This is a genomic window from Rhizobium tropici CIAT 899, from assembly GCF_000330885.1.
Lineage (GTDB): Bacteria > Pseudomonadota > Alphaproteobacteria > Rhizobiales > Rhizobiaceae > Rhizobium > Rhizobium tropici.
The window spans coordinates 1,765,558-1,784,519 of record NC_020059.1; the positions used below are offsets into that span (position 1 = coordinate 1,765,558).

The 18,962-nt window shown below is 58.2% G+C and carries 18 protein-coding genes and 1 tRNA gene; 14 read left to right on the forward strand and 5 right to left on the reverse strand.

Annotation, left to right across the window (positions count from 1 at the left end):
• Positions 1-25 precede the first annotated feature (25 nt).
• From RTCIAT899_RS08650 to RTCIAT899_RS08660, 3 genes are all read right to left on the reverse strand, one after another.
• Complete coding sequence (locus RTCIAT899_RS08650; RefSeq protein WP_015339840.1) at positions 26-640, reverse strand: GntR family transcriptional regulator; 615 nt, start codon at positions 638-640, stop codon at positions 26-28.
• 184 nt (positions 641-824) lie between these two features.
• Positions 825-1,031 carry a hypothetical protein gene (locus tag RTCIAT899_RS08655; protein ID WP_015339841.1) on the reverse strand — a complete coding sequence of 69 codons (207 nt, stop codon included), beginning with the start codon at positions 1,029-1,031 and terminating at the stop codon, positions 825-827.
• A 192-nt stretch (positions 1,032-1,223) separates the two neighbouring features.
• Complete coding sequence (locus RTCIAT899_RS08660) at positions 1,224-1,481, reverse strand: GlsB/YeaQ/YmgE family stress response membrane protein (protein ID WP_015339842.1); 258 nt, start codon at positions 1,479-1,481, stop codon at positions 1,224-1,226.
• A 376-nt stretch (positions 1,482-1,857) separates the two neighbouring features.
• Between RTCIAT899_RS08660 and RTCIAT899_RS08665 the strand changes: the two genes are divergently transcribed.
• Together RTCIAT899_RS08665 and RTCIAT899_RS08675 are read left to right on the forward strand one after the other, a co-directional pair.
• A tRNA-Lys gene (locus RTCIAT899_RS08665) sits at positions 1,858-1,933 on the forward strand.
• Positions 1,934-2,615: 682 nt separating this feature from the next.
• Positions 2,616-3,095, forward strand: a complete 480-nt coding sequence (locus tag RTCIAT899_RS08675; protein WP_015339844.1) for a hypothetical protein — start codon at positions 2,616-2,618, stop codon at positions 3,093-3,095.
• Positions 3,096-3,928: 833 nt separating this feature from the next.
• On the opposite strand, the gene RTCIAT899_RS08685 is transcribed toward RTCIAT899_RS08675, so the two are convergent.
• Positions 3,929-4,210, reverse strand: a complete 282-nt coding sequence (locus RTCIAT899_RS08685) for a PsiF family protein (RefSeq protein WP_041677417.1) — start codon at positions 4,208-4,210, stop codon at positions 3,929-3,931.
• Between the two features lie 284 nt (positions 4,211-4,494).
• Between RTCIAT899_RS08685 and RTCIAT899_RS08690 the strand changes: the two genes are divergently transcribed.
• Together RTCIAT899_RS08690 and RTCIAT899_RS08695 are read left to right on the forward strand one after the other, a co-directional pair.
• Positions 4,495-5,247, forward strand: a complete 753-nt coding sequence (locus RTCIAT899_RS08690) for a cytochrome c biogenesis CcdA family protein (protein WP_015339848.1) — start codon at positions 4,495-4,497, stop codon at positions 5,245-5,247.
• A gap of 64 nt (positions 5,248-5,311) precedes the next feature.
• Positions 5,312-6,274: an AEC family transporter gene (locus tag RTCIAT899_RS08695; RefSeq protein ID WP_015339849.1), complete on the forward strand. Its 963-nt coding sequence runs from the start codon at positions 5,312-5,314 to the stop codon at positions 6,272-6,274.
• Here the strand turns inward: RTCIAT899_RS08695 and RTCIAT899_RS08700 are convergent.
• A complete protein-coding gene (locus RTCIAT899_RS08700) occupies positions 6,251-7,453 on the reverse strand; it encodes a UbiH/UbiF family hydroxylase (RefSeq protein WP_015339850.1) in 1,203 nt (400 codons plus the stop codon). The genes RTCIAT899_RS08695 and RTCIAT899_RS08700 overlap by 24 nt on opposite strands.
• Positions 7,454-7,665: 212 nt before the next feature.
• On the opposite strand from RTCIAT899_RS08700, the gene pcsA reads away from it, so the two are divergent.
• The 10 genes from pcsA to yjfF all read left to right on the forward strand — a co-directional run bounded on the left by pcsA (position 7,666) and on the right by yjfF (position 18,947).
• On the forward strand, positions 7,666-8,391 hold the full coding sequence (gene pcsA, locus RTCIAT899_RS08705) for a phosphatidylcholine synthase (protein ID WP_015339851.1): 726 nt from the start codon (positions 7,666-7,668) through the stop codon (positions 8,389-8,391).
• Positions 8,392-8,475: 84 nt separating this feature from the next.
• A complete protein-coding gene (locus RTCIAT899_RS08710) occupies positions 8,476-9,459 on the forward strand; it encodes a quinone oxidoreductase family protein (protein ID WP_015339852.1) in 984 nt (327 codons plus the stop codon).
• Positions 9,460-9,501: 42 nt separating this feature from the next.
• Positions 9,502-11,076, forward strand: coding sequence for an ABC transporter ATP-binding protein (locus RTCIAT899_RS08715; protein WP_015339853.1), 1,575 nt, complete (start codon positions 9,502-9,504; stop codon positions 11,074-11,076).
• Positions 11,066-12,151: an ABC transporter permease gene (locus tag RTCIAT899_RS08720; protein ID WP_015339854.1), complete on the forward strand. Its 1,086-nt coding sequence runs from the start codon at positions 11,066-11,068 to the stop codon at positions 12,149-12,151. Before RTCIAT899_RS08715 ends, RTCIAT899_RS08720 begins: the two co-directional genes overlap by 11 nt.
• Positions 12,148-13,068: an ABC transporter permease gene (locus RTCIAT899_RS08725; RefSeq protein WP_015339855.1), complete on the forward strand. Its 921-nt coding sequence runs from the start codon at positions 12,148-12,150 to the stop codon at positions 13,066-13,068. Before RTCIAT899_RS08720 ends, RTCIAT899_RS08725 begins: the two co-directional genes overlap by 4 nt.
• A gap of 53 nt (positions 13,069-13,121) precedes the next feature.
• The gene (locus RTCIAT899_RS08730; RefSeq protein WP_015339856.1) at positions 13,122-14,198 is read left to right on the forward strand and encodes a BMP family ABC transporter substrate-binding protein; all 1,077 of its coding nucleotides are present in this window, start codon (positions 13,122-13,124) and stop codon (positions 14,196-14,198) included.
• 141 nt (positions 14,199-14,339) lie between these two features.
• Positions 14,340-15,302, forward strand: a complete 963-nt coding sequence (gene ytfQ / locus RTCIAT899_RS08735) for a galactofuranose ABC transporter, galactofuranose-binding protein YtfQ (RefSeq protein WP_015339857.1) — start codon at positions 14,340-14,342, stop codon at positions 15,300-15,302.
• Between the two features lie 131 nt (positions 15,303-15,433).
• Positions 15,434-16,957: a galactofuranose ABC transporter, ATP-binding protein YtfR gene (ytfR, locus tag RTCIAT899_RS08740; RefSeq protein WP_015339858.1), complete on the forward strand. Its 1,524-nt coding sequence runs from the start codon at positions 15,434-15,436 to the stop codon at positions 16,955-16,957.
• Positions 16,954-17,982, forward strand: coding sequence for an ABC transporter permease (locus RTCIAT899_RS08745; RefSeq protein WP_015339859.1), 1,029 nt, complete (start codon positions 16,954-16,956; stop codon positions 17,980-17,982). The genes ytfR and RTCIAT899_RS08745 overlap by 4 nt, the downstream gene beginning before the upstream one ends.
• The gene (gene yjfF, locus RTCIAT899_RS08750; RefSeq protein WP_015339860.1) at positions 17,979-18,947 is read left to right on the forward strand and encodes a galactofuranose ABC transporter, permease protein YjfF; all 969 of its coding nucleotides are present in this window, start codon (positions 17,979-17,981) and stop codon (positions 18,945-18,947) included. Before RTCIAT899_RS08745 ends, yjfF begins: the two co-directional genes overlap by 4 nt.
• Positions 18,948-18,962: the final 15 nt, after the last annotated feature.

Genomic DNA, 18,962 nt, shown 5'->3' on the forward strand with positions numbered 1-18,962 from the left:
GGTTTCGGCAACGGGGCCGCCTTTTTCATGCGTTGTTGAGATAATCGATAAGTGCAGCCATGGCTGTGCGCGCCTTGTCCGCATCGCCGCCGCGGATGGCGTCTATCGCCTGAACATGCATGGTGATCGCGCCGCCCATGCGGTCATGCGTTCCAGTCGAATACCATAGCCGGCGCGCATGTGTTTGCACTGGGGCGAGCGCTGCCGTGATGAAGTTGTTGGGGCAGGCGGCTTCCAGAATTTCATCGAATGTCTTGTCGGCGGCGAAAAAACCGGGCAGGTCGCCGGTACCGGCGCATTCCGCCATCCGTCGGGCGCATTCGCGCAATCGCTCCCGCTGCTGCGGATCGGCATAGGTGGCGGCGAGCGCGGCGGCAATCGGTTCGAGTTCGCGTCGCACCTGCATGACATATTGATGATCTTCCGGGCGAATTTCCGCGATTTGCAGGCCGACGCGCGGGCGCACATGGATCAATCCCTGCCAGGCAAGCTTCTGAATGGCCTCGCGCACCGGCGTCCGTCCGTGTCCCGCCATCTCGATCAGCTGTTTTTCGGTCACAAGGTCGCCTGGCTTCAACTCAAGCGACACGATCGCATATTCCAGCGCGAGATAGGCAAGATGGCTGAGCGAATTCTGCATCCGAAATCATGTCCGGCTTATGCGTGAGAGCACACAGTGTCATCTGGCCTCGTCGAAGGCAACGGTCGCGACACGTCAACAAGGCCGGCTCGGCGGCGCGTTCAAATCGCCTTACCGGAAATCGTCGTTCCCAGGGGCCGACGATTTCCGGATATTTCGCAAGTGGAGCAAAGGAGCCGCGTCGTTATTGGCCGATTGCAGTGGCAAGGGTGGGCGGTCTTCGTTTGGCGGCCATGAGAAGGTCCAGCTCGGTGGACGACGGGCCGAACTTGTAGAAAAGGCGTTTTGCCTCCGCATCATCGAGACGGTACTTCCGTGCAAACTCGGCAATGCTGTATGGGCGGCCGCGGATGACTTTGCGGGCGGTTGTCCGATTGGCGTTTTCTATCATCTTTCCAACCTCCTTTCGGTTCCTCATCCGATAGATAGCGCCAAGCTGGAGCTTGAAAAGACCTTGAAAGTCGCGTTGCCTCCGCTAAAGGCAGCCTTTCGCCGGGCTCACGCAACAAAAAAGGGAAGGCGATTTGCTCCGCCTTCCCTTTTTTCCTCTTCCCAATTCGGGCGTATGCAGCCCGATACGCTGCTATCGCCTGATCAATCGCCCGATGAAAATGAGAATGCAGGCGCCGATGAAGCCAGTGACCAGATAGTTCAGCCATACATGAAACGGCAGCGCGATGCCGAGGGCACGAAACAGCCAGCTGGCGACGAGCGCGCCAACAATGCCGAGGATGATGTTCATGATGATGCCGGTGTTGCTCTTCATGATCATCTCGGCGAACCAGCCAGCCAAACCGCCGATGATAATTGCTGCAATCCAACCTACGTTTGCGTCTTCCATAAAAGAACCTCCTGAGGGCCCGACAGGTTGTTAACAATAGCTGATATACACCAAAAACGATTCGCACCCCAACTGTTGCGCATGGCGAGCCGATTGATCCGTTCATTGCAACCCTGATTATTAAGGGAAATTGTTACGGTTGTTTGGGTCTCTGAGAATCGATTGTCTTGCCGCAGCTCATTCGTCGCTGGCGCCGGAATTCTGATTTTCCTGAAGAACGGGCGGCTTCTTCGGCCTATGGCGTCGTTTCGTGGTAGTGAGGTGAGGAAAAGCATCCTCGGCCACTGACAACCGCAATTTTATGGGTTGACCACAATAAGGCGTCTGCATATGTTCCGCGCACTTCCAGCCGGGGCAGCTTCTGCCAGCGGAGAGGGAGAGCGTAGCTCAGTCGGTAGAGCAACTGACTTTTAATCAGTAGGTCATGGGTTCGAATCCCATCGCTCTCACCATCGTTTCTTTGTCCAGCCCGGAGAGATAGGTCGCCAAACGCCCTTAGGCGAAGGTGCGGATTTTTGTATTACTCGATTTTCCAGTGATATCGCCGTTACCTAGACCAGGTACCTGGCCAAGATGCGGCACACACAGGAAGAGCCATATTTCTACCGAGCAACCCAGACACAAGAACAACCCGGTATTCGCTGCCTGCAGGGGAGATGCGCGAATCGAGATATTTAACTGAGCTCGCTGATCCACTAAATGAGCGCTCTTAAATACCAAAGGATCAAGATGTCTGACCATCCGCGTTCATTAGAGTCGACAAGGCGTTGCTTATCGGACCGAAAGCCCAAAGGCACCATTATTTACATAATGGTCGCTGCGGTTGCGGTCATCATCGGATTGACTTCCGGACGGCACGAGAGCGCGATGCAAACCGTCCCCCAGGTTGCGAAGCTGGTTCATTAGAACGATCATGAGCCTACCCGAAGGCCGCACACAACCCGGCAACCTTCGCAGATGTTTTTGATTGCTGAATCTCATCGATTGTCTTGCCTCGGTTCGCATCGCGCTTTCGTCCGTCAACCGGAACGCACAGGTTGTTGATGACGTTTGGTCCGAATTGGCTGGTGACGAATCTCGATTTCATAGTATCATAGCTTCATCAATAAGACTGTTGGTGAAGACGACGGGCGAATGATGGAATTCGTGGCAGAGCTGTCTCTGTGGGAGATTTATGCAATCGTTTGCGGGTTGCTGGTATCCTTGGGCCTTTTGGCCGGGCTGATCGCGGGCAGGAGGTTTTCTATAGCCTTGAGAGTGCTGCCGCTTCTCGGAATCGCGATCACCGCGCCCGCGACCGAGCGGCTTGTGATCCCCTACCTCTCCGATCGTTATCCGGTGATCTTCGCCAACAAGGATTTGCCTAAGAAGATCGACCAGAAAACCACGCTGACGAAGATAGACCTCAGCGATCACATCTATAGCTATTTCTACGATCTCGATGACGATGATGACGATTTCGATTCGCCTCTCGTCAAATCCGCGCAGCTTACCGATCTCTGCGACTTCCTGCTGCCGAAATTCAGTTCCGGCGAAGCATCTTTGGCGAATTACATCTATCAGCTGAAGGGCAGGGACTATTCGTTTTCGGTCGACAGCACCGACTGTTCCTGACGTTGGGCAGGCGAAATATCGAGCAGCAAGATTCGAGATCCCGATAACGTTATTACCGCGCTCGCCTCCGCGGAGGTCGTGACCGGTACTTACGCAATTGTTGAGAGCGCAACGACTGCGACCGCCGTCAGCCCAGCGAAGATCGGCAGCAATTTGAGCATAACAAGCCGCGCGAGCTTCTTTCTTTCGATCGACGTCATGATCAGCATTCCTCACATGGCAGCGAAGCTTAAACGGATGGAATTCAAGATTCGTTTCACGCCTGTCGTCGCATTATTATATTATATGTCGCTAAAAGTACAGCGAAGCGGCATTTGCCTAATTCGAAGACAACAAATCCGCTGGTTAGTGGGATAGGGACCGCTGAGCATAATCGTGTCGTGCCTTCGTTCGGAACCTAATTTCATCAGGTGAGTTCCCTCTTTAACAAAAAGGAGGCACGCCTTGGCACAGGATCGAGATGAATCGAATGGCGAACGTGAGAAGAAGCAAGCGCTGGCAAAGATACAGCACAGCAAGGCGCATAAGAGCGATCGAATGAATAGGGAAAAGGATGGAGCTTCAGTCGTTGCCGATCCCAGAAATAGGCTTGCGGAGGGCAAGACCGATCCGGTGACAAAGGAGCGTAAACCGAGAGATGCATGAGCGATAACTACCGCTCATACATTTGGTGGCCATCTGAACGATCGAACGAAATTCAAATCCGGCTGACGCGATTTTTCGCCGAGGCCTGGCATTTCATCTGAATTTTGCGTGAGAGTAACGAACCGGTCGCGGTCAACTTTACCGCCAGCTGGATGGTAAAGTTGACCGCGATTTCAGAGTGAAAAAGTCTAGGCCTTGCCGCCGTTCTTCTTGCAATCGCTTCGGAATTTGGCGCGCGCCTTTCCATGCAGGCCCTTCGCATCGGCCTGGGCCGAACATGCCTTGGAAACGGCAGTTTGGGCAGGCTTCGCTGCCTTTGGCTTCATCGTATTGGTCGTCGATGGCGTCGACGTCGTTGCACTCGGCGTGGTCGTTGTCGTGGTGCTGGGGGTGGTGGCCGTTTGTGCCATCGCGCTTACGCTGAAGAGTGCGACAAAGGCTGCAGTCGTGAACATAGTAGCAATTCTCATGGGGGCTTTTCCTCCGCTGACTAGCTTGAGTGGAATGTGCGTTGTTCGACGAACTTCAACAGCTTGAACCAATATTTTTACAAATGCAATTCGCTCATCGCATAGCTTCGCGACTCCTGGTTGGGCCCGGAAAACCGGGGAAAATCGGGGTTTTGCGCCTGGCTGCAGCTATCCCAATTCCGTCAACTTTAAGGCACGACGGCAAGCTCGCTCGAAAAGGTGATTGGCTTTCCGGCACCCGCGTCGTTAGGAAGGGAGCCGGAATGACATAGCCGGAGTCCATCGTGTCGCTTGCCGATATTTCGCTTCTGAGTGCTTTGGTCGCCGGAGCGCTTTCGTTTCTTTCACCCTGCGTGCTGCCGCTCGTGCCGCCTTATCTCTGTTACATGGCGGGAATTTCGGTCGAGCAGTTTCGCGGCGGCGGAGTGGCCGTCGCTCAGGCACCGGGCATCCGCGGCAATGTGTTGATGTCGGCGCTGTTCTTCACGCTGGGGTTTGCCACAGTATTCATCGCGCTCGGCGCCGGTGCGTCCTCGATCGGCATGCTTCTGCGCCAGCATCTCGATATTCTCGCCAAGATCGGCGGTTTGATCATCGTCATCATGGGGTTGAACTTCCTCGGTGTCTTCCGCATCGGCCTTCTGGCCCGGGAGGCGCGCTTCCAGAGCGGCGGCAAGCCGGCGACGCTGACGGGCGCCTATATCATGGGCCTTGCCTTCGCCTTCGGCTGGACGCCCTGCATCGGCCCGGTGCTCGGCGCCATCCTCGGCATTGCCGCATCGCGCGAAACGGTCGGCGCGGGCGCCGGCCTGCTCGCCGTCTATTCGCTCGGGCTTGCCATTCCCTTCTGGATCGCCGCCGGCTTTTCGGGCGCCTTTATGCGCTTTCTCTCCCGTTTCCGCCGTCATCTCGGCACGGTCGAACGGATCATGGGCGGGCTTCTGGTGCTCACCGGTCTCGCCTTCATCTTCGGCTATATCAGCGACATGGCGATCTGGTTTCAGCAGACCTTTCCGATCCTGATGAAAATCGGCTAAGTCGGGCGATATTTTCGCCTCTCGTTCTTCTCGGCAAATGGAACATGCCCGATGGCTGACCCCCATGGCTGATATCGTTGGTCTGTTGCTGCCGTTCTTCGGGCTGATCCTGGTCGGCTACGTCGCTGCACGCGTTACGAAGCAGCCGGCCGAGACGCTCGGCTGGTTGAACACGTTCATCATCTATGCCGCGCTGCCGGCGCTGTTTTTCAAGCTCGTGTCGCAAACACCGATCGACGAGCTGACGCGGATCGACTTCATCGCCACCGATATCGCCGCGACTTACTCGATTTTCCTGCTGCTGTTTCTGATCGGCCGTTTCCTGCGTCGCAATTCGGTTGCCGACAGCACTATCCAGGGCTTTGCGGGAGCCTATGGCAACATCGGTTACATGGGGCCGGGGCTTGCGCTGCTGGCGCTGGGCGAAAAGGCGGCTGCTCCGGTGGCGCTGATCGTCTGCTTCGAAAATGCGCTGCACTTCATCGTCGCACCTGCTCTGATGGCACTGGAAGGTGCCGACAGGCGTTCGTCGGCGAAGCTCGCTGTGGATATCGCCCGCAAGGTGCTGCTGCACCCCTTCATCCTGTCGACCGCGCTGGGTTTCGTCGCGGCAGCGTTTTCTCTCCATCAGCCGATCGCCTTCGAGCGATTTGTCAATTATCTCGCGCAAGCTGCTGCTCCTTGCGCACTATTTGCCATGGGCGTGACGCTCGCGCTGCGTCCGCTCAAGCGGATTCCGGTCGAGATCGGCTATATCGTGCCGGCAAAACTCATGCTGCATCCGCTCTTGGTTTATGTCGTTCTACAAGCGGTCGGCGGCTTTGATCCGATCTGGATCGAGGCGGCGGTGTTGTTGGCGGCATTGCCGACGGCAACGAATGTCTTTGTCATCGGTCAGCAATACGACGTCTGGCAGGAGCGGGCCTCCGCCACTATCCTGATCACCACGGGCTGTTCCGTGGTGACGGTTTCGCTGGTGCTTTACCTGATAAAGTCGGGCGCCTTACCGGCGCAGCTTTTCCCGTAACGCCGAGGAAAAATTGCGCAGGCCGCCGCCGGGTTCGATGCCCTCGCGCATGACGATGTTGCGGAGCGGCGCGATGGCCGAAAGCACATGCAGGCCTACTGCCCGCAGCATCTGCACGGGTAAAAAATCCGACAGAAGCGAGCGATTGAGGAGATCGACACTCGCCGTGCGGCTGACAATATCGGCGCGCCTCTTACGATCGAAACTGTCGCCCGATGTCGCCGAGATCGGCTGATCGGCGCGCGAGCAGAGAATGTCCGAAAGGGCCAAGATATCGCGAAGGCTGAGATTGAGGCCCTGCGCGCCGATCGGCGGGAAGACGTGGGCTGCCTCGCCGATCAGCGCGGCGCGACCCTTGCCGAAACGATAGGCCGTCATGCCGGAAAGCGGCCAGACCTGCACGCTGTCCTCGATCGTGACCTGGCCGAGCATCGATTGCATGCGTTCCTCGACCAACCGGCCCAGTTCTTCGAGCGACTTCTCCGCGTTGGCAGCGGCTTCGGTCGGCTTCTGAACCCAGACGAGGCTGGAGCGCCGGCCGGGCAGAGGCACCTGCGTAAAAGGGCCGCTTTCGGTGTGGAATTCCGTGGAGATGTTCTGATGCGGCAGGCTATGTGAAAAATTCAGAACCATTGCCGATTGCGGATAGGACCAGCCCTTGGTTTTGATTCCGAGGGTCTCTCGCACTATCGAATTGCGGCCGTCCGCGCCGACGACGAATGCAGCTTCGATCGAATCACCATTGTCGAACGTGATCGAGACACCATCGTCGCGGAAGGCGATTTCGGAAGCCGTGGCTTCGATGCGGCTGACATTGCCTTCCGCTTCGATGGCTTGGCTGAGGTTGTCCAGCAACACGGCATTCGGAATATTGTAACCGAAGGCATCCAGGCCGATTTCCGATGCCCGGAACGAGACCGTCGGTGCCCGCAGCAGCCGTGACGTGCCGTCGATGATGCGCATCGTGGTCAGCGCCGCCGCCGAAGGCGCGATCTTCTCCCATAGCGTCAGTCGCTCCAGAAAACGGATCGATTGATCCATCAGCGCCGTGGTCCGCTTGTCGGCTTTGTTGTGCGGCGCGGCCACAAGGGCGACGGATCTTCCGCCGCGCGCCAGCGCGAACGCCGTGATCATGCCGGCGAGCCCACCGCCGATAACGGCCACTTCAATCTGCTTCATATCGATGCCTCAATTGCCTTCGGTACTGAAAATAAGCGCTTAGCCTGTTGAAATCCATGGGATGAAACATCGCAACGGGTGAAAATGACAGTAAGTCGCGCTAGCGTGCCCAGATAAACGCTTTTGCGCTGGCGATGCCGACCAAAGGATGCATATTAGCAAGAAAAACCGCCTGCTGGGGCAGGTGAATAAGCTGACGAGTCGTGGGGCGGATGAAAATCTTCAATTACAAGCGGGTGCCTTATGCGGAGATGCGTGCCTTCTCCGTTCATATACTGACGGCATCCGGATCGTTTCTCGCCTTTCTCGGCGTCGTCGCGGCATCAGAACATCGCTTTGTCGATATGTTCTGGTGGCTTGGCCTGGCGCTGCTGGTCGATGGCATCGATGGGCCGATCGCGCGCAAGGTTCGCGTCAAGGAAGTGTTGCCCAACTGGTCCGGCGATACGCTCGACAATATCATCGATTACGTGACCTATGTGCTCCTGCCGGCATTCGCTCTCTATGAGAGCGGCATGATCGGCGAGCCCTGGTCGTTTGTCGCAGCCGGGATGATTGTCGTTTCCAGTGCCATCTATTACGCCGATACCGGCATGAAGACGGACGAATATTTCTTCTCCGGTTTCCCGGTCGTCTGGAACATGGTGATCTTCACGCTTTTCGTCATCGGCGCCAGCGCGACGACGGCCATGATCCTTGTCGGCGTTTCCGTCGTCCTGACCTTTCTGCCGATCAATTTTCTGCACCCCGTGCGTGTCAAGCGCTTGCGACCGCTGAACCTTGGCATATTTCTCTTCTGGTCGGCACTCGGCATCTATTCGCTGCTGATGCATTTCGTCATGCCGCAATGGGCCGTTGTCCTCTTCATCATCAGCGGTATCTATCTCTATTGCATCGGTGCCGTGCTGCAGTTTTTCCCGTCGCTCGGACGTCAGTAAGGCTCGTTCCTGGGTCGTCAGTCATGCGCGTCCCTAGAACGTCAGTGAGGCCCGTCCCTAGGACGTCAGTAAGGATTGTGCATCATGAAGAAGACCAAAGTCATCCGTATCCATGAGAATGGCGGTCCGGAGGTCATGAAGCTGGAGGAGGTGGATCTGCCGCCTCCCGGCGCGGGTGAGGTGCAGCTTCGTCAAGCCGCGATCGGCCTCAACTTCATCGATGTCTATTTTCGATCCGGCCTCTACAAGGCACCTCAGTTTCCATTGCCGCTCGGCAAGGAAGCTGCGGGCACGATCACCGAAGTTGGGCCTGGCGTGACCGATTTTGCGGTCGGCGACCGCGTCGCCTATGTCGGCAGCGATGGCGCCTACAGCATCGAGCGCAATATCGAGACGCGTCATCTGGTCAAGGTGCCCGATGATATCACGCTCGAAACCGCGGCATCGATGATGCTGAAGGGCATGACGGCCGAATATCTGCTGAACCGCACCTTCAAGGTCGGCCCTGGAACGACGCTTTTGTTCCACGCGGCCGCCGGTGGCGTTGGCCTGATCGCCGGCCAGTGGGCGAAGGCCCTCGGCGCCGCAACCGTCATCGGCACTGCCGGTTCCGCCGAAAAGGTCGATCTGGCGCTGGCGCATGGCTACGACCACGTCATCGACTACAGCAAGGAGAATTTTGCCGAGCGCGTTCGCGAAATCACCGGAAGCAAGGGCGTCGATGTCGTCTATGACTCGGTTGGAAAGGATACTTTCCCGCAATCGCTCGATTGCCTGAAGCCGCGCGGGATGTGGGTCACCTTCGGCCAGTCTTCCGGTCCGATCGAGAATTTCAATCTCGCCATCCTCAACCAGAAGGGTTCGCTCTTTGCCACGCGGCCGAGCCTTTTCGCCTATGTCGGTACACCTGAGGAGTTGAGAGCCAGTGCAAAGGCGTTATTTGCTGTTGTGCAAAGCAGCAAAGTGCGTATCAATATTCATCAAACTTATCCGCTTGTTGATGCAGGGCGCGCGCATGCGGATCTGGAAGCCAGGAAAACGAGTGGAACTACACTGCTGATCCCATAGATCCGTAAAGGGCAGGAACGGTGGGAAGGAAATGAGGGGAACGTGTCGTCATCTGATGCGCCGACAGCCGGTGCACTATTGTCAGTTCGCAAACTGACGAAACTCTTCGGCAGTTTTGCAGCCTGCAACGAAATCGATCTTGAAATCCAGCCAGGCGAAATTCACGCCCTTCTAGGCGAAAACGGCGCTGGCAAATCCACGCTGGTCAAGATGCTGTTCGGCGTGCTCGAACCGTCGCATGGGCAGATCGTTTGGCAGGGGCAGCCAGTGGCGATCGATGCGCCGGGCACGGCGCGCAAGCTCGGCATCGGCATGGTATTTCAGCATTTTTCTTTGTTCGAGGCGCTGACTGTCGCGGAAAATATAGCGCTCTCGCTCGACAGCAATATCCCGCTCGCAAAAATTTCCGAGGAAGCCGCCAAGCTCTCTCATGCCTATGGCTTGCCGCTCGATCCGAATGCGCATGTGGCCGATCTCTCGGTCGGAGAACGCCAGCGCATCGAGATCGTTCGGGCGCTCCTGCAAAACCCTAGGCTCATCATTCTCGACGAGCCCACCTCGGTTTTGACGCCGCAGGAAGCCGATCGACTGTTCGAAACGCTATTCAAGCTGAGGGACGAAGGGCGCTCGGTGCTCTACATCAGCCATCGGCTTGAGGAAGTGCAGCGCATCTGCTCGCGCGCCACCGTCCTCCGCCACGGCAAGGTCACAGGCGCCTGCGATCCCGGGCGGGAAACGACCGGTTCGCTTGCGCGCATGATGGTCGGCAGCGATGTCGCCAGCGTGCAGCACGAGGGGCTTGGTAACAAGGGCGATATTCTCCTGGAGATCGCGGGCCTTTCGGCACCGGCGCGAACCCCGTTTGCCATGGCGCTGAAGGACGTTTCCCTGCGCGTACGGGCCGGTGAGGTGCTGGCGATTGCTGGCGTTGCCGGTAACGGCCAGGGCGAATTGTTCGATGTCATTTCCGGCGAATACACCGTCCCCGCGGATGATCTCGTCCAGCTTCGCGGCAAGTCCGTCGGCACCAAGGGCATCAATGCGCGCCGGCTGATCGGCGCTGGCTTCGTGCCTGAGGAACGCCACGGCCATGCTGCGGTATCGACGTTGAAGTTATCGGATAACCTCGTGCTTGCCCGGCATCAGTCGGATCGCAAGTCGTTCCTGGGTGGTGGCTTCTTCAATGTCATCAGGCACGGCGCGGTCAAGCAGGCGACGAAGCGCATCTGCGAGGCGATGGATGTCCGCAAGAGCGGCGAGGATCCGGCTGCCGGCGCCTTGTCCGGCGGCAATTTGCAGAAGTTCATCGTCGGTCGCGAACTGGATCGTCAGCCGAGCGTGCTCGTCGTCAATCAACCGACCTGGGGCGTTGACGCCGGCGCCGCAAGCCGCATCCGCCAGGCACTGGTCGATCTCGCTCGCGACGGCTCGGCCGTGCTTGTCATCAGCCAGGATCTGGATGAGATTTTTGAAGTCGCGACCGATATCGCCGTCATCTCGGAAGGGCGTCTGTCGCCGTCCTATCCGGCCGGCGAGCTGACCCGCGAGAAGATTGGACTGCTGATGGGCGGTCTGCATGAATCGAAGACGCATTCGGAGCCTGCACATGCGCATTGAACTTGAAAAGCGCCCGCAGGTCTCCAAGCTGTTCGGCTTGCTATCGCCCCTGCTTGCTCTCGCATTGGCGTTGATCGCCGGCATCATCATGTTCGCCGTCATGGGCAAGGATCCCGTCGAGGCCCTCGATGCATTCTTCGTCGAACCTCTGCTGGAGGTCTGGTCGCTGCACGAACTGGCGATCAAGGCCGGACCGCTGATTCTGATCGCTGTCGGCCTCTGCCTCTGCTATCGCTCCAACAACTGGAATATCGGCGCCGAAGGGCAGTTCACCATGGGCGCGATCGCCGGATCATTCATCCCGATCGTCTTCACCGATTGGCATTCGCCCGTGATCCTGCCTTTGATGCTGATCGCCGGTGCCGTCGGCGGCGCGCTCTATGCCGCCATTCCGGCGCTCCTGAAGGCGCATTTCAATACCAATGAGATCCTGACGAGCCTGATGCTGGTCTATATCGCGCAGCTATTTCTGGATTGGCTGTCGCGCGGGCCATGGCGCGATCCGCAGGGCCATAACTTTCCGCAGAGCATCGACTTTCCGCCGGAGGCGGTTCTGCCGGCGATCTGGGAGGACTCCGGGCGAGCGCATTGGGGCATCGTCTTCGCCGTAGTCGCGGCGATCCTTGCCTGGTTCATTATGAAATATACGCTGAAGGGCTTTGAGATAAGCGTGCTTGGACAGTCGGCGCGGGCAGGGCGCTTTGCCGGTTTTTCCTCGCGGAAAATGGTCTGGTTCGCCTTCCTCGTCTCCGGCGCGCTCTCGGGGCTGGCGGGCATATCCGAAGTTTCCGGCTCCATCGGCCATCTGCAGCCGGCGATTTCGCCGGGTTACGGTTTCACCGCCATCATCGTCGCCTTCCTTGCGCGCCTCAATCCGCTCGGAGCCATTCTCTCCGGTCTGGTGCTGGCGCTGACCTATCTCGGCGGCGAGGCGGCGCAATTGTCTCCGGGGATCTCCGCCAAGGCGGCCAGCGTCTTCCAGGGCTTGCTTTTGTTCTTCGTGCTCTCCTGCGATACGCTGATCTATTACAAGATCCGTGTGGTCTGGTCGCGGGTCCGCGGAGGTGCGGCATGAGTGTTTTTGAAGCCATCCTGCTCACCATCATCACCGCGTCGACGCCGCTCGTCATTGCCGGCCTGGGCGAACTGGTGGTGGAACGCTCCGGCGTCCTCAACCTCGGTGTCGAAGGCATGGTGATCATCGGTGCGGTCGCCGCTTTTGTTGGAGCGCAGATAAGCGGATCGCCCTATGTCGGCCTCTTGACCGGCATCGTCGGGGGCGCGCTCTTCTCGCTGCTGTTCGGTTTTCTCACGCTGACGCTGGTTACGAACCAGGTCGCGACCGGCCTGGCGCTGACCATCCTGGGGCTCGGCCTTTCGGGCATGATCGGCGAGGGCTATGTCAGCGTGCCGGGCGTGCAGCTGCATGAAATCGTATTTCCGCTGCTGTCGGACATACCGTTCCTTGGCCCGGTACTTTTTAGGCAGGACCTGACCTTTTATCTGTCGATCGCGCTGCTCGTCGGCGTCAACTGGTTCCTCTTCCGCAGCCGTGCCGGCCTGAAGCTGCGCGCCGTCGGCGATAGCCATGGCTCGGCCCATGCTCTCGGCATCGACGTCATCCGCACCCGTTATCTCGCAGTCATGTTCGGCGGTGCCTGCGCGGGGCTTGCAGGCGCTCAGCTGTCGCTGGTCTACACTCCGCAATGGGTCGAGAACATGTCGGCCGGCCGCGGTTGGGTGACGCTGGCGCTCGTGGTCTTCGCCTCCTGGCGGCCGATGCGCGTCATGGCAGGCGGTTATCTTTTCGGTGCCGTGACGATCCTGCAATTCCATGCGCAGGGCTTCGGCGTCGGCATACCCTCGCAATTCCTGTCGATGCTGCCCTATGCATCGACTATTGTGGTTCTCGTCATCATCTCTCAAAATCGCCGCGCGACCTTGATCAACACGCCAGCGTCGCTCGGCAAAGCCTTCGTTCCGGAGCGCTGATTGCAACAGCCGGACCGATTTCTGCAAAACATGTCAAACCAGTAGGGGTAACCATGAAAAAACTAGCACTCGCCCTCACAACGACAGCCGCTGCCATCGTTGGTTTCGCTGCCGCCGCTGAAGCGGCACCGACCAAGGTCTGCTTCGTCTATGTCGGTTCGCACACGGACGGCGGCTATTCGCAGGCGCACGATCTCGGCCGTCAGCAGATCCAGAAGGAATTCGGCAACAAGATCGAGACGCCCTATCTCGAAAACGTGCCGGAAGGCCCGGATGCCGAGCGCGCCATCGAGCGTCTTGCCCGTTCCGGCTGCTCGCTGATCTTCTCGACTTCGTTCGGCTTCATGGACGCGACCGTCAAGGTTGCCGCCAAGTTCCCGAAGGTGAAGTTCGAGCATGCGACCGGGTTCAAGAGCGGCCCGAATCTCGCAACCTACAACTCGCGCTTCTATGAAGGCCGCTATATTCTCGGCCAGATCGCCGCCAAGACGTCGAAGAATCATGGTGCCGCCTACATCGCTTCCTTCCCGATTCCGGAAGTGGTGATGGGCATCAACTCCTTCGAACAGGGCGCCCGTTCGATCGATCCGAGCTTCAAGCTGAAGGTGGTATGGGTCAACACCTGGTTCGACCCGGGCAAGGAAGCCGATGCCGCCAAGGCCATGGTCGACCAGGGTGTCGATATCCTGACGCAGCACACCGATACGACGGCGCCGATGCAGGTGGCTGAAGAGCGCGGCATCCACGCTTTCGGTCAGGCTTCCGACATGATCAAGGCTGGCCCGAAGGCGCAGCTGACGGCGATCATCGACACCTGGGGTAACTACTACTCCAAGCGCGTTCATGCGTTGCTCGATGGCACGTGGAAGTCCGAGCAGAGCTGGGACGGCCTGAAGGACGGCATCCTGAAGATGGGCGACTATACGAATATGCCTGACGACGTGAAGAAGATGGCTCAGGAAACCGAAGCCAAGATCAAGTCAGGCGAGCTTGCTCCCTTCACCGGCCCCATCAACAAACAGGACGGTACGCCCTGGCTGAAGGCCGGCGAAAAGGCCGATGACGGCACGCTGCTCGGCATGAACTTCTACATCGAAGGCGTGGACGACAAGCTGCCGGCTTCGAAGTAAGCACGAGAAATAGTTTAAGTTGAAAAGGGGCGTTCAAAACGCCCCTTTTTGTTGCGCTGCATCATCGAATGTCGATTTACAAAAGTATTACTATATGATTTTTTGACCATGGCCTCAGGAGATGGCCTTTGGGAGATAATCATGAAATTTAAGACCGCACTCGTTAGTGCTACGATTCTCGCTGCCTGCATGTTCACATCGGCATCGGCTAAAGACCTGGTCGTCGGATTCTCGCAAATCGGTTCGGAGTCTGGTTGGCGTGCGGCCGAAACGACCCTGACGAAGCAGGAAGCCAAGAAGCGCGGCATCGATCTGAAGTTCGCCGATGCGCAGCAGAAGCAGGAAAACCAGATCAAGGCGATCCGGTCCTTCATCGCGCAAGGCGTTGATGCGATCCTGCTGGCACCGGTCGTCGAGACCGGCTGGGATGCTGTTCTGAAGGAAGCCAAGGAGGCCAAGATCCCGGTCATTCTGCTTGACCGCACGGTTGCTGCACCGAAGGACCTTTATCTGACAGCTGTCACGTCGGACCTGGTTCATGAAGGCAAGGTCGCCGGCGACTGGCTTGTAAAGACGGTCGGCGACAAGAAGTGCAACATCGTCGAGCTGCAGGGCACGACCGGTTCCTCGCCGGCCATCGCCCGCAAGAAGGGCTTCGACGAGGCCATCAAGGGTCATGACAACCTGAAGATCGTTCGCAGCCAGACCGGCGATTTCACCCGCGCCAAGGGCAAGGAAGTCATGGAAAGCTTCCTGAAGGCTGAAAACGGCGGCAAGGACATCTGCGCGCTCTATGCCCATAATGACGACATGGCCGTTGGCGCCATCCAGGCGATCAAGGAAGCCGGCCTGAAGCCTGGCAAGGATATCCTGACCGTGTCGGTCGATTCGGTTCCGGATCTCTTCAAGGCGATGGCTGCCGGTGAGGCGAACGCAACCGTTGAGCTGACGCCGAACATGGCAGGTCCTGCCTTCGACGCGCTCGATGCCTATTTGAAGACCAAGAAAGAGCCGCCGAAGTGGATCCAGACGGAATCCAAGCTCTATACCCAGGCGGATGATCCGCAGAAGGTCTACGAGCAGAAGAAGGACCTCGGCTACTAAGACGAAAGCCCATCGCACCGGCTCGGCAATGCCGCGCCGGTGCGATATCCTGTGCAAGATGCCGGCGCACCCACGGAATGCGCCGGCTATCGCTTTCGCAATTTGATTCATTCCAAGGAAATTCGCGCTTCATGGCTCACGACGTAGAGCGACTTCTGACGGCGACAGGTTTTTGTAAATATTTCCCCGGTTCGACCGCTCTCGATCATGTCGATTTCACATTGATGCGCGGCGAGGTCCATGCGCTTCTCGGCGAGAACGGTGCCGGAAAATCGACCCTGATCAAATGCATGACCGGCGCCTATCGCCGCGATGCGGGTGCCCTGGTTCTCGATGCGGCGGAGATCGATCCGCATGATACGCTGGCCGCTCAGAAGCTCGGTATTGGAACCGTCTACCAGGAAGTGAACCTGCTGCCCAATCTGAGCGTAGCGGAAAACTTGTTTCTGGGCCGCCAGCCGCGGCGGTTCGGGATGGTCAGCAGCCGCGTCATGAATAGGATGGCCAGAGATCTGCTGTCACAATATGGCCTGGATATCGATGTCAGCCGCCAGCTCGATCGCTTTTCGGTCGCCATTCAGCAGGTGATCGCCATCGCCCGCGCGGTCGATCTTTCCGGCAAGGTCCTCATTCTCGATGAGCCTACTGCGAGCCTGGATACGCATGAAGTCGAGATGCTTTTCGGCATCGTCAGGCGATTGAAACAGCGCGGGCTGGGAATTGTCTTCATCACGCATTTCCTGGAGCAGGTTTACGAAATCTGCGATCGCATTACCGTTCTCCGCAACGGCCGCCTGGTCGGCACGCGCGATGCGAAGGGTCTTCCTCGGCAGACCCTGATCGCCATGATGCTCGGCCGCGAACTCGCCGAGACGGAAAGTACGATAAAGCAGAGCGAGACGGAAAGCGGCCCGGTCAGATATCACTTCACGAATTTCGGCAAACGCGGCAAAATCAAGCCGTTCGATATGGAGGTGCGCGTCGGCGAAGTTGTGGGCATTGCGGGCCTGCTTGGCTCGGGGCGGACGGAGACCGCCGAAGTGCTCTTCGGCGTCGAGCGCGCCGACAGCGGCGAGGCGAAAATCGAAGGCAAGACCATTGCGCTTTCCAGTCCGCGCGCCGCGATCAAGAGCGGCTTCGGCTTTTGCCCGGAAGACCGCAAGACCGATGGGATCATCGGTGATCTCTCCATTCGCGAAAATATCGTCATGGCGCTGCAGGCGAGGCGGGGCTGGGCAAGGCCCTTGCCGCGCAGCGAGCAGAACGCCATCGCCGATCGCTACATCAAGGCGCTGGATATCCGCACGACCGACCGGGAAAAGCCGATCAGGCTCCTTTCAGGCGGTAACCAGCAGAAAGCGATCCTTGCGCGATGGCTGGCGACCAATCCGAGCTTCCTCATCCTGGATGAGCCGACGCGCGGCATCGATGTCGGTGCTCATGCGGAAATCATCCGCTTGATCGAGGATCTTTGCCGGCAGGGAATGTCCCTGGTGGTCATTTCATCCGAACTTGAGGAGCTTGTCGCCTATAGTTCGCGCGTCATCGTCCTGCGTGACCGCGAACATATTGCCGAGTTGGCCGGAAGTGAGATCACGGCCGGAAATATCGTCGAGGCCATCGCCACGGCTCAAAAGACGCGGGAGGACGCATGAGCTCGCCAATCAAAATCTCCTTGCTTCGGCTGATGCCTCAGCTCATTGCACTCGCGGTTATTCTTCTCTTGAATTTCATAATGTTCCCGCATTTCTTTCATCTGGAAGTTCAGAATGGAAGGCTCTACGGGAGCTTGGTGGACGTACTCAATCGTGGTGCGCCGGTGGCGCTGCTTGCCATCGGCATGACGCTGGTCATCGCCACGAAAGGCATCGATCTGTCCGTCGGCGCGGTCATCGCGATCTGCGGTGCTGTTGCGGCATCCTCGATCGTTGCCGGCTACTCGCTTTCCTATACGCTGCTGTTGACGATCGGCGTCGGCCTGGCATGTGGGCTCTGGAACGGTTTCCTCGTCGCCGTACTCGATATCCAGCCCATCATCGCAACGCTGGTGCTGATGGTGGCGGGCCGCGGGATCGCGCAATTGATCACTGAGGGCGCGATCCTCACCTTCAACAATGACGGACTGATCTTTCTTGGCAGCGGCTCGTTCGTTGCCCTGCCGATGCCGGTGGTGATCTGGCTTGTCGCCGCGCTTTTGGTCATCGCTTTGGTCCGACGCACGGCTCTCGGAATGTTGGTAGAAGCCATCGGCATCAATCGCCGGGCAAGCACCTTGTCCGGTATCCGGACCCCGGTCCTGCTGATTGCGGTTTACGCATTGAGCGGCCTTTGTGCCTCCATTGCGGGCATCATCGTTACTGCCGACATCAAGGGTGCGGACGCCAATAATGCCGGTCTTTGGCTTGAGCTGGATGCGATCCTTGCGGTCGTGGTTGGCGGCAACTCGTTGCTCGGCGGTCGTTTCAGTATCGTCGGTTCGCTGATCGGCGCAATGATCATTCAATCGGTCAATACAGGCATCCTGCTCTCCGGCTTTCCGCCGGAATTCAATCTGGTCATCAAGGCGATTATCGTCATCGTCATTCTGGTCATCCAGTCTCCGGCGGTTCAATCCGCCACGTCATTCTTCTGGCGTCGCCGAGACGAGGGGCAGATGGTGCAAAAGGAGCAGGCAAAGTGAATTCGAAATATCTTCCGCTGCTTGCGACGATCCTCATCTTCATTCTGGCCTATATCGCGTGCGTGACGCAGTATCCGAACATGCTGTCGACGCGGGTGGCGGGCAACCTGTTGACTGATAACGCATTTTTGGGAATTGCCGCCGTAGGCATGACCTTCGTCATCATCTCGGGCGGCATCGACCTGTCCATCGGCTCGATCATTGCCTTTACCGGTGTTTTCCTGGCCGTCATTCTGCGCGATACGGCGATCCATCCGTTGATCGCATTCGTTCTTGCTCTTGTCATCACGACGATTTTTGGCGCTGGCATGGGTGCCATCATTCACTATCTCAGCATGCCGCCTTTCATCGTGACGCTGGCCGGCATGTTTCTGGCGCGGGGCTTCGCCTTCGTGTTGTCGATCGACAGCATCCCGATCGAGCATGATTTCTATTCACAGCTCAACGACCTCTATTGGCTGATGCCTGGCGGCGGCCGGCTGACATTGATCGGCGGCCTCATGCTGCTCGTCTTTGCCGCCGGCATTGTGCTGGCGCAGCGCACCCGCTTCGGCGCCAATGTCTATGCTCTCGGCGGCGGCGCTCAAACGGCGGTGCTGATGGGCGTGCCCGTCGGCAAGACGACCATCCAGATCTATGCCCTTTCTGGATTTCTTGCTGGCCTATCCGGAATCGTTTTTTCTATCTATACATCTGCCGGATACTCGCTTGCCACGGTCGGTGTCGAACTCGATGCGATCGCTGCCGTGGTCATAGGGGGAACACTGCTGACGGGGGGAGCGGGGTTCGTCGGGGGAACACTCATCGGAATTCTCATACAGGGCTTGATTCAGACCTACATCACCTTCGATGGAACGCTTTCCAGCTGGTGGACGAAGATATTGATCGGCTTGCTGCTGTTTGCCTTTATTCTGATGCAGAAGGGACTCCTGCTGCTTTCCCGCTTGAACCGACGATATGTCTGAGGGAGGGACAGAGCT

Coding starts and splice junctions, on each gene's coding strand:
- RTCIAT899_RS08650 (WP_015339840.1), bottom strand. CDS start 640: ATGCAGAATTCGCTCAGCCATCTTGCCTATCTCGCGCTGGAATATGCG.
- RTCIAT899_RS08655 (WP_015339841.1), bottom strand. CDS start 1,031: ATGATAGAAAACGCCAATCGGACAACCGCCCGCAAAGTCATCCGCGGC.
- RTCIAT899_RS08660 (WP_015339842.1), bottom strand. CDS start 1,481: ATGGAAGACGCAAACGTAGGTTGGATTGCAGCAATTATCATCGGCGGT.
- RTCIAT899_RS08675 (WP_015339844.1), top strand. CDS start 2,616: ATGATGGAATTCGTGGCAGAGCTGTCTCTGTGGGAGATTTATGCAATC.
- RTCIAT899_RS08685 (WP_041677417.1), bottom strand. CDS start 4,210: ATGAGAATTGCTACTATGTTCACGACTGCAGCCTTTGTCGCACTCTTC.
- RTCIAT899_RS08695 (WP_015339849.1), top strand. CDS start 5,312: ATGGCTGATATCGTTGGTCTGTTGCTGCCGTTCTTCGGGCTGATCCTG.
- RTCIAT899_RS08700 (WP_015339850.1), bottom strand. CDS start 7,453: ATGAAGCAGATTGAAGTGGCCGTTATCGGCGGTGGGCTCGCCGGCATG.
- pcsA (WP_015339851.1), top strand. CDS start 7,666: ATGAAAATCTTCAATTACAAGCGGGTGCCTTATGCGGAGATGCGTGCC.
- RTCIAT899_RS08710 (WP_015339852.1), top strand. CDS start 8,476: ATGAAGAAGACCAAAGTCATCCGTATCCATGAGAATGGCGGTCCGGAG.
- RTCIAT899_RS08720 (WP_015339854.1), top strand. CDS start 11,066: ATGCGCATTGAACTTGAAAAGCGCCCGCAGGTCTCCAAGCTGTTCGGC.
- RTCIAT899_RS08725 (WP_015339855.1), top strand. CDS start 12,148: ATGAGTGTTTTTGAAGCCATCCTGCTCACCATCATCACCGCGTCGACG.
- RTCIAT899_RS08730 (WP_015339856.1), top strand. CDS start 13,122: ATGAAAAAACTAGCACTCGCCCTCACAACGACAGCCGCTGCCATCGTT.
- ytfQ (WP_015339857.1), top strand. CDS start 14,340: ATGAAATTTAAGACCGCACTCGTTAGTGCTACGATTCTCGCTGCCTGC.
- ytfR (WP_015339858.1), top strand. CDS start 15,434: ATGGCTCACGACGTAGAGCGACTTCTGACGGCGACAGGTTTTTGTAAA.
- RTCIAT899_RS08745 (WP_015339859.1), top strand. CDS start 16,954: ATGAGCTCGCCAATCAAAATCTCCTTGCTTCGGCTGATGCCTCAGCTC.